At 60.3% G+C, this 14834-nt stretch carries 13 protein-coding genes; 6 read left to right on the top strand and 7 right to left on the bottom strand.

Annotation, left to right across the window (positions count from 1 at the left end; all coding sequences use genetic code 11):
- Positions 1-97 precede the first annotated feature (97 nt).
- From AC193Q_RS12470 to AC193Q_RS12455, 4 genes are all read right to left on the bottom strand, one after another.
- Entirely contained in the window at positions 98-1837 is a 1740-nt protein-coding gene (locus AC193Q_RS12470; RefSeq protein WP_121186666.1) for a dipeptidase, read from the bottom strand.
- A gap of 200 nt (positions 1838-2037) precedes the next feature.
- A complete protein-coding gene (locus tag AC193Q_RS12465; protein WP_047295709.1) occupies positions 2038-2676 on the bottom strand; it encodes a LysE family translocator in 639 nt (212 codons plus the stop codon).
- A 1-nt stretch (position 2677) separates the two neighbouring features.
- Positions 2678-3448, bottom strand: coding sequence for a 2OG-Fe(II) oxygenase (locus tag AC193Q_RS12460; RefSeq protein WP_095668580.1), 771 nt, complete (start codon positions 3446-3448; stop codon positions 2678-2680).
- A gap of 89 nt (positions 3449-3537) precedes the next feature.
- A complete protein-coding gene (locus tag AC193Q_RS12455; RefSeq protein WP_041069080.1) occupies positions 3538-4164 on the bottom strand; it encodes a serine-tRNA(Ala) deacylase AlaX in 627 nt (208 codons plus the stop codon).
- Positions 4165-4254: 90 nt separating this feature from the next.
- Here AC193Q_RS12455 and AC193Q_RS12450 point away from each other — a divergent pair, with 90 nt between their 5' ends.
- Complete coding sequence (locus AC193Q_RS12450) at positions 4255-5253, top strand: LysR family transcriptional regulator (RefSeq protein WP_041069083.1); 999 nt, start codon at positions 4255-4257, stop codon at positions 5251-5253.
- A gap of 94 nt (positions 5254-5347) precedes the next feature.
- Here the strand turns inward: AC193Q_RS12450 and AC193Q_RS12445 are convergent, their stop codons facing one another.
- Complete coding sequence (locus AC193Q_RS12445; RefSeq protein ID WP_483879576.1) at positions 5348-5755, bottom strand: PA2817 family protein; 408 nt, start codon at positions 5753-5755, stop codon at positions 5348-5350.
- Positions 5756-5844: 89 nt separating this feature from the next.
- Positions 5845-8292 (bottom strand): acyl-CoA dehydrogenase, encoded by a 2448-nt coding sequence (locus tag AC193Q_RS12440; RefSeq protein ID WP_047295702.1) that lies wholly within the window; start codon positions 8290-8292, stop codon positions 5845-5847.
- 248 nt (positions 8293-8540) lie between these two features.
- On the opposite strand from AC193Q_RS12440, the gene AC193Q_RS12435 reads away from it, so the two are divergent.
- The 4 genes from AC193Q_RS12435 to AC193Q_RS12420 all read left to right on the top strand — a co-directional run bounded on the left by AC193Q_RS12435 (position 8541) and on the right by AC193Q_RS12420 (position 11709).
- A complete protein-coding gene (locus tag AC193Q_RS12435; RefSeq protein ID WP_095668582.1) occupies positions 8541-9200 on the top strand; it encodes a transglutaminase-like domain-containing protein in 660 nt (219 codons plus the stop codon).
- Between the two features lie 43 nt (positions 9201-9243).
- Complete coding sequence (locus tag AC193Q_RS12430) at positions 9244-9867, top strand: glutathione S-transferase (protein WP_121186662.1); 624 nt, start codon at positions 9244-9246, stop codon at positions 9865-9867.
- Between the two features lie 133 nt (positions 9868-10000).
- Positions 10001-10933: an ABC transporter ATP-binding protein gene (locus AC193Q_RS12425; protein ID WP_121186661.1), complete on the top strand. Its 933-nt coding sequence runs from the start codon at positions 10001-10003 to the stop codon at positions 10931-10933.
- Positions 10930-11709 carry an ABC transporter permease gene (locus AC193Q_RS12420; RefSeq protein ID WP_041069097.1) on the top strand — a complete coding sequence of 260 codons (780 nt, stop codon included), beginning with the start codon at positions 10930-10932 and terminating at the stop codon, positions 11707-11709. Before AC193Q_RS12425 ends, AC193Q_RS12420 begins: the two co-directional genes overlap by 4 nt.
- Before the next feature lie 163 nt (positions 11710-11872).
- Here AC193Q_RS12420 and AC193Q_RS12415 read toward each other — a convergent pair whose 3' ends face one another.
- Positions 11873-12391, bottom strand: a complete 519-nt coding sequence (locus tag AC193Q_RS12415; protein ID WP_047295696.1) for a DUF2062 domain-containing protein — start codon at positions 12389-12391, stop codon at positions 11873-11875.
- Between the two features lie 136 nt (positions 12392-12527).
- On the opposite strand from AC193Q_RS12415, the gene AC193Q_RS12410 reads away from it, so the two are divergent.
- Positions 12528-14741, top strand: a complete 2214-nt coding sequence (locus AC193Q_RS12410; RefSeq protein ID WP_121186659.1) for a DNA internalization-related competence protein ComEC/Rec2 — start codon at positions 12528-12530, stop codon at positions 14739-14741.
- Positions 14742-14834 lie beyond the last annotated feature (93 nt).

Genomic DNA, 14834 nt, shown 5'->3' with positions numbered 1-14834 from the left:
TTTTTGTTTGTGCAGCATTTTGCACGCAACAAAAAAGGACCTTCGGGTCCTTTTCTGTTTTCACGTCAGGCCCGCTGAATCACGGGCCTGTGTCTTGTCAGAGCTTCGGCAGCTGGCCGACACGGCCCATCATCTCAGTGACGATCTGCAGGTCCAGCAGGAACTGGTCAACCGTCTTGAACTCACCGTCGGTATGGCCGGTGTATTTGACTTCAGGACGGGCCAGTCCGAATTGCACGCCGTTCGGCAAGTCATGCACCGAGGTCGCCCCGGCCGAGGTGCCGAACTCATGCTTCATGCCCTGGTTCTCAGTGGCCACCGCCAACAGTGCTTTGACCCATTCGCCTTCCGGGTTGCGATACATCGGTTCGTCGATCGAGTAGGTGAAGTCCGCGGCGACGTGGGTTTTCTTGCTCCAGGCGGCGAGTTTGTCAGCGATTTCCTTCTGCAGCACTTCTGGCGATTTACCCTTCGGCACGCGCAAGTTGACAGCCAGTTTGAAGGCCTTGTCGTCCACACCGACGTAGGTCAGCGAAGCAGTCAGCGGGCCCATGAACGAATCGGAGAAGCCGACGCCAAGTTTTTTCCCCAGATAATCCAGGCCCCAGTTGTTGGACGCATAGCGGGCCGCGTCGGTGATCTGGTTGTGCTTGAGCGCCACCTTGCCGTCGAGACCGTTGATGAAGTCGAGCATCCGCGCGACCGGGTTGACGCCGGACTCGGGTTCGGAGGAGTGCGCGGACACACCGGTGACGCTCAGCTTGACGTCTTTGCCGTCAACCTTGGCCGCCACTTTGAAGTCGCCACCGTGTTTTTTCGCGTACTCGTTGCCGGCCTTCTGCAGGCTCGCCGCCAACTGCTCCGGCTTGTCGGTGACGAGGGTAGCGACCGAAACCGACGGGATCTGGTTGGTCGCCAGGCCGCCGGTCATCGAAGTGATTTCGGCGCCACTGCCTTCAGCCTTGCGCAGCGGGAAATTGGCCATGACCGTGCCGTAGCCTTTCTCGGCGATGACCACCGGGTAACCGCCATCCAGTGCCATGTTGTAGTTCGGCGTCGGGTTGTGTTCGAAGTAATAGGGGATCGCGTCACCCGTGGTTTCTTCGGTGGTGTCCACCAGCAGTTTGAAGTTGCGTGCCAGTGGCAGCTTTTCTTCCTTGATCACTTTCATGGCGTACATGGCGACGACGATGCCGTTCTTGTCGTCTTCGGTGCCACGGCCATACATGCGGTCGCCGATCAACGTCACTTTGAATGGATCGAGTTTGGTGCCGTCCTTCAGCACCCAGTTTTCCGGGGTGACCGGGACCACGTCGGCATGGGCGTGAATGCCCACGACGTCATCGCCGCTGCCGTCGAGGGAAATTTCATAGACACGGTTGTCGACGTTGCGGAATTTCAGGTTGAACGATTCGGCGAGGTTCTTGATCTTTTCGGCGATTTTGATGAACTCGGGATTGTCGTGCTGAGCCACGCCTTCTTTGCGGAAGGTCGGGATTTCCACCAGTTCGCGCAGCGTTTCCAGGGCGGCTTTGCCGTACTTGGCGCGGGTGTAGATGCCCAGCAGGCGATTGATCTCGTTCTGCTGCTCGGCGGTCAGGGTCTTGTTGTCGAGAAAACCATTGATCGCCGGGGCGAGGTTGTCGGTCTTGCCCGGATTGCTGCTCGCTACCGCACCGAGAAACTGACGAAAATCGCTGACCGTCGTATCGCTGAACGCCTTGAGGATCGCAGCACTTTGCTCGGGGCTGATGTTGGCTTGGGCCGGCAGGGTGAACGACGAAAGACTGGCCAGAACCAGGCTGGTGGCAGCCAGACGCTTGAGGGAAAAATTCATTGCAGTGGGCATTCCTTTGCAGGCATTTACAGGGGAAGTGTTTGAAAGTTGAAACAAATCTTTTCCAAACTAACATCACGAAGGTGTTGAAGGGGAGTCCCTGAAGTGGGATCCGTCGCACAGAAATGCAAAAGCGGCGCACAAACGAAAAAGGCCCGATCGGTGTTGAACGGATCGGGCCTTTTGTTTTGGCGCAGCGTTTACATCGACAGCACCAGCCTGCCGGCGAACAGAATCAGGATCACGCCCATGCTGCGTTCGAACCAATGGCCCATGCGCATGAACAGGGACCGCACCCGGCTGCTGGAAAAAAACAGTGCGACGATCACGAACCACAGCGCGTTGACGAAGCACATCCACACCCCGTACAGCGCCTGGATGTTCAGCGGGGTAGTGGCGCTGATGATCGTGGTGAAGATCGCCAGGAAAAACAGCGTGGCCTTGGGGTTGGTCGCATTGGTCAGAAAACCGGTGCTGAACGCCTTGAACAGTGACTGCGCGACCAGCGGCTCGTCGGTATTGTTTTCACCCTCGAGCGTGGACTTCGGTTTGCTGCGAATCAGGCTGATGCCGAGGTAAAAGATGTACGCGCCACCGATCACCTTGGCCACGGTCAGCAACCACGGCGTGGTGTGCATGAGCGCGCCAACACCGAGCAAAGTATAGAGAACGTGCACCGAAATACCGGCGCCGATGCCCAGTGCGGTGCAGATGCCCACCAGTCGGCCGAAACGTACGCTCTGGCGGATGGTCACGGCGAAGTCCGGGCCGGGAGCGACCACGGCCAGAAAGTGAATGGTGGCCAGTGCCAGAAACTCGCCCAGGTAGTTCGATAACATCTCAGCTCCAGAAGGTCAGGGGTGAAGCATTGCCGCGATAGCCGACAAAGAATGAAAGGCTCAGTCGCGGATCCGCTACGCCCGGCGTCACCGAGTGCATGCAGCGCGAATTGAACATGATGAAATCGCCCGGCTCCGGCCGCACTTCCAGGGTCGGTGGGCCGAGCAGCGCCGGGTCGATGCCGTAGCTGTCGCCGCGCATCTCGTCGAAGCGGTCCGGGCTGATATCGTCGTCCCACATCTGCAGCGCACCGCCCTCGGTCGGCATGTTCAAGTACACGTTGCAGGCGAACTGCGCTTCCAGGCTGCGGGCCTGAAAGCTGTCCGGGGCGTCCTTGGCGAAAATATCGTGATGAGCGAGGAAACACACACCGGGTTTGACCACCCGCGACAGGCCGACATACATCTTGCGGCCATAGAGGTTTTCCAGATGAGCGCCGGCCGGCCAGGACTCGTCGAGCATGCAGCGCAGGGTATCGACCGGCGAGGAGTAGGGGGCGCAACGTTCGCGCAGTTCAGCGATGTTGCGGGTGGCGCGTTCGAAGTAGTCCTCGATCAGCAGCGGCTGGTTTTCCGCCTCGTAAAACGCCATGCCGATGCGGCCGATGCTCGGCGCGTTGATGTAGCCTTCAAAGCCCGGAGCAAGAATCTTGTCGCCAAGCTGAACCGCCAGCGGCTCCGGCAGAAAGCCTTTGACGCGGATGGCGAGGACTTCTTCGTTGGCCAGTTTTTTTATGCACGTCTCATCGAGACGCTCGACGTCTAGCATCATTGTTTTAGGTCCATCTATCGATAGTCAACGGAACCGGCGAGTGCGGTTCCCCCGGCGCCGGACGCTGCGCGAGGCAGCGTCCGAGATGCTTAATCCACGCTGTAGTGGACGGATAACGTGCCTTTCTTCTGCGAAAGGGACGCGATCGTGACTGTGCCCAAATCCTTCAGGCTGCGTACATGGGTGCCACCACAGCCGTAGGCCGGCAGCTCGCCAAAACCGATTTCCCGCGCGCCTTCGCGCAGCGAGGTCAGGCGGGGCAGGTCGTGTTCGATCCACTCACGAATACCGTATTGAACGGTTGGTGCGTCGACTTCCTGAGCCGCATCGCCCGGTTTGAACTGCACCCGGCCTTCGTCTGGCCAGTGGTGCGCCTTGACCGGCGTCCAGCCCATGGCTTGCACGAAATGCCCGATCAGGTGTCCGGCTGAATGCATGCGGGTGTTGTAGCGGCGACGTTGTTCATCGACGTGGATGCAGGTCATGCCGAGTTTCACCGGACGGTCGACGTAATGCACGATCCGATCCGGCTCCTGAACCACGCGCAGCACCTGGCTTTCGCCGATCATGCCGGTATCGCAAGGCTGCCCACCGCCTTGCGGATGAAACAGCGTGGCGCGCAACACCACGGCAAATTCGTTCTCGTGGGGCGTGCAGTCGAGGACTTCCACATTAGCCTTGAGGTCATCACTATGGAAAAAGAGGCGAAGCGTCATATTCCATGCCCTTATTAAAGTGTCTTTTTTTATTATATGAATCGTGCAATAACGTGATAATCCGTTCAAACATCAAAGGACTTGTGCGCTGTGAGCATCAATCTTCCGCTGCCGCTGCTCGGTGAAATGGCGATCTTCGTCAAGGTCGTGGAGACCGGCAGTTTCTCCGAAGCCGCCCGCCAGCTGGGTTCGTCGCCGTCGGCGATCAGTCGCAGCATTTCCCGACTGGAAAAGGCTCTGGCCACGCGTTTGCTGCAGCGCACGACGCGTAAATTGCGTCTGAGTGATGGTGGTGAAGAAGTGTTCAAGCGCTGTCAGGAGATGGTCAGCGCCGCTAAATCGGTGATGGAGATCAGTGGGCAGTTCACCCACGAGGCGGAAGGGCTGGTGCGGGTCAGCGTGCCGAAAGCGGTCGGACGCTTCGTGATTCATCCGCACATGCCCGAGTTTCTGCGGCGTTATCCGAAAGTCGATGTCGAGTTGCTGCTGGAAGACCGCCAGGTTGATTTGATTGACGATCATGTCGACCTGGCGATTCGTATTACGGACCGTCCGCCGGCGGGGCTGGTCGGGCGACAGTTGCTGACCATCGACCATTTGCTCTGCGCCACCCCGCAATACCTGGCCGACCACGGCACACCGACGCATCCGCATGATCTGCTCAATCACAGTTGTATCTATCTGGGAGAAACCCCGAGCGATGCCCGCTGGAAATTCAAGAAGGGCAGTAAAGCGGTGACGGTCGGCGTGCGTGGCCGCTATGCCGCCAACCACACCGGCGTGCGGCTCGGAGCCGTGTTGCAGCACATTGGTATCGGCAGCTTGCCGTACTTCACCGCGCGTTATGCGCTGGAGCAGAAACTGATTGTGCAGGTGCTGCCGGAGTGGACATTCCTCGCGTCCTATCACGGTGGGCTGTGGCTGCTGCATTCACCGACGCGTTATCTGCCGCCGAAGCTGCGGGTGTTCATCGATTATCTGGTGGAGTGTCTGGAGAAAGAGCCGACGTTGAGCAAGCCGGGGAAGGCGGGTGCGCCGAATAATCTGGCGATGGCGTATGAATTGCCGGAGAGTGAGGGCCTGCTTTAAAAGCAAAAGATCACAGCCTTCGGCAACTCCTACATGAATCACATGATTCCCTGTAGGAGCTGCCGAAGGCTGCGATCTTTTGATCTTTGGAAGCTTAGTGCTTGCTGTCTTGAGCAGACATCGCCAACAGCTGTTTTTCCTGGTTCCAGTCGAACGGTTCCTCGTTCTGTTCGGCTTCGTAGCGACGTTCTTCCAGTGCCTGATACAGGTCGATTTCTTCATCGGACAGGTAGTGCAGGCAGTCGCCAGCGAAGAACCACAGCAGATCCCGCGGGATCAGGTGGGCAATTTGCGGATAGCGGGTAATCACTTGGGTCAGGATGTCCTGGCCCAGGTACTGGCTTTCGATCGGATTGATCGGCAGGGATGCCAGCAGTTCGTCAAAGCGCTCCAGGAACAAGGCATGGCTTTCTTCGGGAACCTGATCGGCCTCACCTACGGCGACCAGGATACTGCGCAGGTGGTCGAGCAAAACAAGATGATCGGCAACGACGTTGGACACGAGATAAGTCCTCAAGAGCAAAACGGGCGCGGGAGTATAAAGCTCTCGCGCCCGTTTTTCACAAATAAACAGCTACACGGTCGTCAGCATCAACGGACTTTGCCTTCTGCCTGTTTCAGTTCTTCCTTGTCGAAATCATCGACGTCAATCACCTTGCGCCGTGCGGCTTCAGCATCGCGCAGGGTTTGCGCCTCCGCCGCTTGCAACACCCCGGCCTCCAGTGCGGCGTCGATAGCGTGTTCGCCCGCCGCCGGTTTGACCTGGCCGCTTTTCAGCGCAGTGTGCAGTTTCTTGTGCAGGGGTTGCGCGGCACCCAGCAGATCGCTGGCGTGTTGCAGGGCACCCACGGCATCGTCGGCGGACTGCGGGCGATAGCAACCGGCGAGCAGTTCTTCGAGAGTCGGATCGCCTTTGGCGCGACCAATAACAGCTGCCACTTCGGCACCGAGCTTGTCCGATGGGCCTTTGTGGCGACGGCCGAACGGGAACACGATCACCCGCAGCAGGCAGCCAAACACTTTGTTCGGGAAGTTGCTCAGCAGCTCATCCAGTGCCCGTTCCGACTGACCGAGGCTTTCTTCCATCGCCCAACGGAACAGCGGCTCCATATGCGCCGGCGAATCCAGGTCGTGATAACGCTTGAGCGCGGCGGAGGCCAGGTACAGGTTGCTCAATACATCGCCGAGACGCGCCGACAGGCGTTCGCGACGCTTCAGTTCGCCACCCAGCAACATCATGCTGAAGTCGGCGAGCATGGCGAAAGCCGCTGCCTGCCGATTGAGTGCGCGGAAATAACCTTGGCTGATCCTGTCCCCTGGCGCATGTTCGAAGTGGCCAAAGCCCAGGTTCAGCACCAGGGTGCTGGCGGCGTTGCCGACGGCAAAACCGATGTGCTTGAGCAGCAGGCCATCGAATTCTTTCAGTGCCTGTTCCTTGTCTTCACGGCCGGCGAGGGCCATTTCCTTGAGCACGAAGGGATGGCAGCGAATGGCGCCCTGACCGAAGATCATCAGGTTGCGCGAAAGGATGTTGGCGCCTTCCACGGTGATGAAGATCGGCGCGCCGTTCCAGCTGCGCCCGAGGTAGTTGTTCGGCCCCATGATGATCGCCTTGCCGCCGTGCACATCCATGGCGTGGGTGATGCACTCGCGGCCGCGTTCGGTCAGGTGGTACTTGAGAATCGCCGACAGCACCGACGGTTTCTCGCCCAGATCCACTGCGTTGGCAGTCAGCATCCGTGCGGCGTCCATCATCCAGGCGTTGCCACCGATCCGCGCCATGGCTTCCTGAATGCCTTCGAAGGCCGACAGCGGGACGTTGAACTGCTCACGAATCTGCGCATATTGTCCGGTCACCAGACTGGTGAACTTGGCCGCGCCAGTGCCGACGGCTGGCAGCGAAATCGAACGCCCGACCGACAGGCAGTTCATCAGCATCATCCAGCCCTTGCCGAGCATTTCCTGGCCGCCGATGAGATAGTCCAGCGGGATGAATACGTCTTTGCCCGAGTTCGGGCCGTTCATGAATGCGGCGCCCAGTGGCAGGTGTCGACGGCCGATTTCCACGCCCGGGGTATCGGTGGGAATCAGCGCCAGGCTGATGCCGAGATCTTCCTTGTCACCCAGCAGATGCTCCGGGTCATAGGCTTTGAAGGCCAGACCGAGCAGGGTCGCCACCGGACCGAGGGTGATGTAGCGTTTTTCCCAGTTCAGGCGCAGGCCGATGACTTCCTGGCCGTCCCATTGACCTTTGCAGATGATCCCGGTGTCCGGCATGGCGCCAGCATCGGAACCGGCCAGCGGGCCGGTGAGGGCGAAGCACGGAATGTCGTCGCCACGGGCCAGTCGGGGCAGGTAGTGATTGCGTTGTTCGTCGGTGCCGTAATGCAGCAGCAGTTCGGCCGGGCCGAGGGAGTTGGGCACCATTACGGTGGAGGCGAGGTCGCCGCTGCGGGTGGCGAGTTTCATCGCCACTTGCGAGTGAGCGTAGGCGGAAAAGCCCTTGCCGCCGAATTCCTTGGGAATGATCAGGGCGAAGAAGCCGTGTTCCTTGATGTGGCTCCAGGCTTCGGGCGGCAGGTCCATCGACTGGCCGATCTGCCAGTCAGTGACCATCGCGCAGAGCTCTTCGGTCGGGCCGTCGATAAAGGCCTGTTCCTCTTCGCTCAGTTGCGCTTTCGGGTAGGACAGCAGCTTGTCCCAGTCCGGACGGCCGCTGAACAGCTCGCCGTCCCACCAGACGGTACCGGCATCGATCGCGTCGCGTTCGGTCTGCGACATCGGCGGCAGGGTTTTCTGGAACCAGTTGAACAGCGGCGCGGTGAAGTGTTTGCGGCGCAGGTCGGGCAGCAGCAACGGCGCAGCAACCACCGCGAGCACGACCCACAGCACCAGCAGCAACCAGCCCGGCGCATGGCTGAAAATACCCATCGCCAGCAGGTAAATGGCGACGATGCCCAACGCGGGCAGCGGGGCGATGCGGCGGTGAGCGAGGTACGCCACACCGACGATCAGAACCAGTATCCACAACAACAGCATATGTAATCCTCCGTGAACCAGGGCCAACCGACCCACCAGAGCTTAGACGGCATCTGTAAAACGGGTGGTCAGAACATGGTGATTGAACTCGTGGGAAACCCCGGATGGTTTTCGTAGGTTCGGTGGGCAACACCCGTGGGAAATCGTTCGCCATTCCCGCGTCTTCGCGTGCATGTTTGGCCGAAACGTCGTTATCTCTGTGCTTGAGCTGTCGCTAGACTCGGGGCTCCCCCCAGGAGAACATCGTCATGCGCGAGTATCTGAGTCCCGGCCGCTTCATCGATAGTGACCACCCGGCGGTGGTGGAGTTCGCCGAACAGCACCGCGGTGCCAGCCGTGACCCGCTCGAGCAGGCGCTCGGTCTCTATTACGCCGTACGTGAAGCGGTGCGCTACAACCCCTACACGTTCAGCCTCGACCCGCAGACCCTGTGTGGCAGCCATGCGCTGGCGACCGGAGAAAGTTATTGCGTGCCCAAGGCCACCTTGCTGGCCGGGTGTGCGCGGCATTGCGGCATTCCCGCACGCATCGGTCTGGCCGACGTCAGGAATCACCTGTCGACCCCGCGTTTGCTGGAGCTGTTGCGCAGCGATGTGTTCGCCATGCACGGCTACACCGAGCTGTTCCTCAACGACCGTTGGGTCAAGGCCACACCGGCCTTCAACCAGCAACTCTGCGAACTGTTCAACGTCGCACCGTTGGACTTTGACGGGATCCATGACAGCGTTTTCCACCCGTACAACCGAGACGGCGCGTTGCTGATGGAGTATCTGGTCGATCACGGGCAGTTCGCCGATGTGCCGGAACGGTTCTTCTTCGAACATCTGGAAAAGTGCTACCCGCACCTGTTCGGCGAACATCAGGCGAAGGTGCTGGGCGATATGCAGAGTGATTTGAGCCGTACATGATCCGGCGTATGCTGCCTGCCCACGCATTGAAAAAGAGGCGGTCATGCTGAAGATCTGGGGACGGAAAAACTCATCGAATGTCAGGAAGCCACTGTGGGCCGCCGAGGAGCTTGGCCTGGCCTATGAGGCGATTGACGCGGGTGGCGCTTTCGGGGTGGTCGACACACCTGAATATCGGGCGATGAACCCGAACGGCCGGGTCCCGGTGATCGAGGATGACGGCTTTGTGCTGTGGGAATCGAATGCGATCGTGCGTTACCTGCTGGCCAAACATGCGCCGAACAGCCATTGGTTTCCGGCAGACCTGCAAGCCCGGGCCATCGCCGACAAATGGATGGACTGGACCACCTCGAGTTTTGCCGGGCCGTTCCGCACGGTGTTCTGGGGTGTGGTGCGTACGCCAGCGGACCAGCAGGACTGGCCAGCGATCAACGCCGCAATCAAGGAGTGCACGGTTCTGCTGGCCATGGCCGATCAGGCCCTCGCCAGCCAGCCATACCTGTCCGGCCGAGAAATCGGCATGGGCGATATTCCCCTCGGCAGTTTCATTTATGCCTGGTTCGAGATGCCCATCGAACGCGCCGCGCAGCCGCATCTGGAGGCCTGGTACGCACGGTTGAAGCAGCGTCCGGCCTATCAGAAAGCGGTTATGACCGCGTTGACTTGATAATAACTATCGACACTCTTGACTGTACTTGTGTGGCGGCGGCAAGCACCATTGCGTTCACGCGCCGTGGTTGTTTTGTTCGCCGCCCGGCCCAATCTTTCCTTTTCTTCCCTTCTTGGTGCGTAAATCCGATATGAGTTCCGCTCTGTCCATCCGGCAGCTAACCAAAACCTACGGCAACGGGTTCCAGGCCTTGAGTGGTATCGATCTGGACGTCGCCGAAGGTGACTTTTTCGCCTTGCTCGGCCCTAATGGCGCGGGCAAATCCACGACCATCGGCATTCTCTCGACCCTGGTCAACAAGACCAGCGGCACGGTGAATATCTTCGGTCATGACCTGGACAAGAACCCCGCCGCGCTCAAGCGCTCGATCGGCGTGGTGCCCCAGGAATTCAACTTCAACCAGTTCGAAAAGACTTTCGACATCGTCGTGACCCAGGCCGGTTACTACGGCATCCCGGCGAAAATCGCCAAGGAGCGCGCCGAGCAGTACCTGACCCAGCTTGGCCTGTGGGACAAGCGCGATGTGCCGTCGCGCTCGCTGTCCGGCGGCATGAAGCGGCGTCTGATGATTGCCCGCGCCTTGGTGCATGAGCCGCGCCTGCTGATCCTCGATGAGCCGACCGCAGGCGTCGACATTGAACTGCGTCGTTCGATGTGGACATTCCTCACCGAGCTGAACCAGAAAGGCATCACCATCATCCTCACCACGCACTATCTGGAGGAGGCTGAGCAGTTGTGCCGCAACATCGGCATCATCGACCACGGCACCATCGTCGAGAACACCAGCATGAAACAGCTGCTGGGCCAATTGCACGTCGAGACCTTCCTGCTGGATCTGAAAAACGACTTGCACGCTGCGCCACCATTGATCGGCTATCCCGCGCGGTTGCTCGACGGTCATACCCTGGAGGTCCAGGTCGACAAATCCATGGGCATCACCGCTCTGTTCACTCAGTTGGCGCAACAGAACATCGAAGTGCTGAGCCTGCGTAACAAAACCAATCGCCTCGAGGAGCTGTTCGTGTCCCTGGTGGAGAAAAATCTGTCGAAGGTGGCGGTATGAGTTCCGAATTGCGCCCCAACCTCGTCGCCCTCAATACCATCGTTTACCGTGAAGTCCGGCGTTTTACCCGGATCTGGCCGCAGACCCTGCTGCCGCCGGCGATCACCATGGTTCTGTATTTCGTGATCTTCGGTAACCTGATCGGCAAGCAGATCGGCGGCATGGGTGGCTTCAGTTACATGGAGTACATCGTGCCGGGGCTGATCATGATGTCGGTGATTACCAACTCCTACGGCAACGTGGTCTCGAGCTTCTTCGGCAGCAAGTTCCAGCGTTCCATCGAGGAACTGATGGTCTCGCCGGTGTCGCCGCACACCATTCTGATCGGCTACACCATCGGCGGCGTGCTGCGTGGTCTGATGGTCGGGGTGATCGTGACCATTCTGTCGCTGTTCTTCACCCATCTGCAGGTGCATCACCTCGGCGTGACCTTGTTGGTGGTGATTCTGACCGCGACGATCTTCTCGCTGCTGGGCTTCATCAACGCGGTGTTTGCGCGCAACTTCGATGATATTTCGATCATCCCGACGTTTGTGCTGACGCCGCTGACCTACCTCGGTGGCGTGTTCTACTCGATCACCTTGCTGCCGCCGTTCTGGCAGACCGTGTCGCTGGCCAACCCGGTGCTGCACATGGTCAACGCTTTCCGCTACGGCATTCTCGGGGTGTCGGATATCCGCATCGGTATCGCGATCACCTTCATGCTGGTGGCGACTGTGGTGTTGTACCTCGGTTGTGCGCGGTTGCTGGTGAGTGGGCGCGGAATGCGGACCTGATCCGATACCACGTCGCTGCCATCGCGGGCAAGCCCGCTCCCACAGGATTTGTGTCGTTCAAAAAATTTCGGGCAAACCAGATTCTGTGGGAGCGGGCTTGCCCGCGATGGGGCCCATTCAGACGCTACAAAAAACGGCCTCCCTTGCGGAGGCCGTTTTGCATTCAATGCACGCGGTTCTTTTTGCGTCGCGCCCATTGCCGCGCCACCCACCAGCGCCAGTACAGCATCACCGTGAAGTAGGCGAGGATGCCCAGAAGCAGTCCGCATACCACCGACCCCAGCAAAAACGGCTGCCACATGGTCGAGAGCTCGCCGCTGATCCATTCCCAGGTCAAGGAGTCGGGCAGGGTGCGGGCGGGCACATTCATCAACCAGGCTCCGGCCTGATAAGTACAGAAAAACACCGCCGGCATGGTGATCGGGTTGGTCAGCCACACGAGGCTGACGGCAATCGGCATGTTGCCGCGCACGGTGATCGCCAGTGCGGCCGCCACCAGCATCTGCGCCGGAATCGGCAGGAACGCGGCGAACAGGCCGACGGCCATCGCCCGGGCCACCGAGTGACGATTGAGGTGCCAGAGGTTCGGGTCATGCAACAACTTGCCGAGAAAGCGTAAGGATTTGTGTTCCCTGATGCTCGTCGGGTCGGGCATGTAACGTTTGAATAAGCGCCGGGGCATAAGGCTTCTCGGTCGGTTAAGGCGGCAAGTATGTCTGGATTCTACGAAGCGCCCATTCAGACTTTGTGACAATTGTTGACGACGCCCCGCCTTCGCAGCAGCTATGCCTAACGCAGGAACCCTCAAGGACAGGCTTATGCGCACAGGGATGATGGCGCTGGCAGTCGGTCTGCTGGTACCCGTTTTTTTGCCGGTTTTACCGCCGGTCGGAATGATGATGTTGTTGCCATTGGTGGGACTGATGTTGCTGCCGTTTCGCAGCTATCCGCTGGCGTTTCTGCTGTTCGGTTTCACCTGGGCGTGCGTCAGTGCACTGTGGGCGTTGAATGATCGCCTGCCGGCAGCGCTTGACGGCGAAACCCGTTGGGTCGAGGGGCGGGTGGTCGGCTTGCCGCAAACCAGCGAAGGCGTCGTGCGTTTCGAGCTGGCCGATGCCCGCTCGCGACACGAGAAATTGCCGTCGTTGATGCGTCTGGCGTGGCACGCCGGGCCGCCGCTCAACAGCGGCGAGCGTTGGCGGCTGGCGGTGAAGCTCAAGCGCCCGAGTGGCCTGCTCAATCCCGATGCGTTCGATTACGAAGCGTGGCTACTGGCGCAACGCATCGGCGCGACCGGCACGATCAAAGACGGTCAGCGCCTGGCCGAGGCCAGTTGGGCGTGGCGCGACAGCATTCGCCAGCGCTTGCTTGAAGTGGACACGCAGGGCCGGGGCGGTGCACTGGCGGCGCTGGTGCTCGGTGACGGCTCCGGGCTCAGTCGCGAGGATTGGCAGATCCTGCAGGACACCGGCACCGTGCATCTGCTGGTGATTTCCGGTCAACACATCGGGATGTTGGCGGCGGTCGTGTATCTGCTGATCGCCGGGCTGGCGCGCTATGGCTGGTGGCCGCTGCGCTGGCCCTGGCTGCCATGGGCCTGTGGGCTGGCGTTTGCCGCAGCGCTCGGCTACGGCTTGCTCGCCGGGTTTGATGTGCCGGTGCAACGGGCCTGCGTGATGGTCGGGCTGGTGTTGTTGTGGCGCCTGCGCTTTCGCCATCTCGGCGCGTGGTGGCCGCTGTTGCTGGCCTTCAATGCGCTGCTGTTATTCGATCCGTTGGCCAGTTTGCGTCCCGGTTTTTGGCTGTCGTTCGCCGCCGTGGGGATTTTGATTTTCACCTTCGGCGGGCGCCTCGGCGCGTGGAATTGGTGGCAGACCTGGACCCGGGCGCAATGGCTGATTGCGCTGGGCCTGTGCCCGCTGTTGCTGGCGCTGAACCTGCCGATCAGCCTCAGCGGTCCCCTGGCGAATCTGCTGGCGGTGCCGTGGGTCAGTCTGCTGGTGCTGCCACCAGCGCTGCTGGGCACGCTATTGTTGCCGGTGCCTTACGTCGGTGCAGGCTTGTTGTGGCTGGCCGGTGGTTTGATCGACTGGCTGTTTCGCGGCTTGTCGGTGATCGCCGGGATCTGGCCGGCATGGATCTCACCGTCGCTGCCGTGGTGGAGCTTGTTGATTGGCAGTCTCGGGGCCGTATTGTTGCTGTTGCCGCGCGGTGTGCCCTTGCGACCATTGGGCTGGCCGTTGCTGTTGATTTTGCTGGCGCCGCCTCGCGAGCGGGTGGCCGAGGGACTGGCTGATATCTGGCAACTTGATGTCGGTCAGGGCCTGGCGATCCTGATCCGCACGCGTCATCACACATTGCTCTACGACACCGGTCCACGTTTCGGCGATTTCGATCTGGGGCAGCGAGTGGTGCTGCCGGCGCTGCACAAACTGGGGGGTGAGCGCATCGACCTGATGCTGCTCAGTCATGCCGATGCCGACCATGCCGGTGGTGCGCTGGCGGTATCGCGGGGCCTGAAAGTGACGCGGGTGATCAGCGGCGATCCTCCGGGGCTGCCCGCCATCCTGCGGGCCGAAGCCTGTGAAAGCGGACGTCAATGGCAGTGGGACGGGGTCCGGTTTCAGCTGTGGCAGTGGTCGGCGGCCCATGACAGCAATCAGCGCTCCTGCGTGTTGCAGATCGAGGCCAATGGCGAGCGTCTGCTGCTGACCGGCGATATCGACACGGCTGCCGAACGGGCTCTGCTGGAGAGTCCGTTGGCCCTGCCGACGCACTGGCTGCAAGCGCCGCATCATGGCAGTCGCAGTTCGTCTTCAATGGCGCTGCTTCGGGCACTGAGGCCGCATTCGGTGCTGATCTCCCGGGGGCAGGGCAATTCGTTCGGGCATCCGCACCCGCTGGTGCTGGCGCGTTATCGTCAGCAAGGGTTGCGCATCTACGACAGCGCGCAGCACGGCGCCATCCATCTGCGCCTGGGCGGCTTTCAGGCGCCGTGGCTGATGCGTCAACAGCGGCGTTTCTGGCGTTGAAACACCATTGATCGCGGGATCGCCGAATGCGGCATCAGGTCGTCGGGGCGGCGGGTCTTAATCGCGAACCGGTATGGTAAAGTGGCGCACTTT

The organism is Pseudomonas sp. F2, assembly GCF_057174385.1.
Note: the sequence above shows the minus strand (reverse complement) of the source record. Positions and strands in the feature narration are given on the sequence as shown.

What these genes read in the sequence shown, in the direction of transcription:
- AC193Q_RS12470 (WP_121186666.1), bottom strand. Translation starts at nt 1,837, where the DNA reads ATGAATTTTTCCCTCAAGCGTCTGGCTGCCACCAGCCTGGTTCTGGCC.
- AC193Q_RS12465 (WP_047295709.1), bottom strand. Translation starts at nt 2,676, where the DNA reads ATGTTATCGAACTACCTGGGCGAGTTTCTGGCACTGGCCACCATTCAC.
- AC193Q_RS12460 (WP_095668580.1), bottom strand. Translation starts at nt 3,448, where the DNA reads ATGATGCTAGACGTCGAGCGTCTCGATGAGACGTGCATAAAAAAACTG.
- AC193Q_RS12455 (WP_041069080.1), bottom strand. Translation starts at nt 4,164, where the DNA reads ATGACGCTTCGCCTCTTTTTCCATAGTGATGACCTCAAGGCTAATGTG.
- AC193Q_RS12440 (WP_047295702.1), bottom strand. Translation starts at nt 8,292, where the DNA reads ATGCTGTTGTTGTGGATACTGGTTCTGATCGTCGGTGTGGCGTACCTC.
- AC193Q_RS12435 (WP_095668582.1), top strand. Translation starts at nt 8,541, where the DNA reads ATGCGCGAGTATCTGAGTCCCGGCCGCTTCATCGATAGTGACCACCCG.
- AC193Q_RS12430 (WP_121186662.1), top strand. Translation starts at nt 9,244, where the DNA reads ATGCTGAAGATCTGGGGACGGAAAAACTCATCGAATGTCAGGAAGCCA.
- AC193Q_RS12425 (WP_121186661.1), top strand. Translation starts at nt 10,001, where the DNA reads ATGAGTTCCGCTCTGTCCATCCGGCAGCTAACCAAAACCTACGGCAAC.
- AC193Q_RS12420 (WP_041069097.1), top strand. Translation starts at nt 10,930, where the DNA reads ATGAGTTCCGAATTGCGCCCCAACCTCGTCGCCCTCAATACCATCGTT.
- AC193Q_RS12415 (WP_047295696.1), bottom strand. Translation starts at nt 12,391, where the DNA reads ATGCCCCGGCGCTTATTCAAACGTTACATGCCCGACCCGACGAGCATC.
- AC193Q_RS12410 (WP_121186659.1), top strand. Translation starts at nt 12,528, where the DNA reads ATGCGCACAGGGATGATGGCGCTGGCAGTCGGTCTGCTGGTACCCGTT.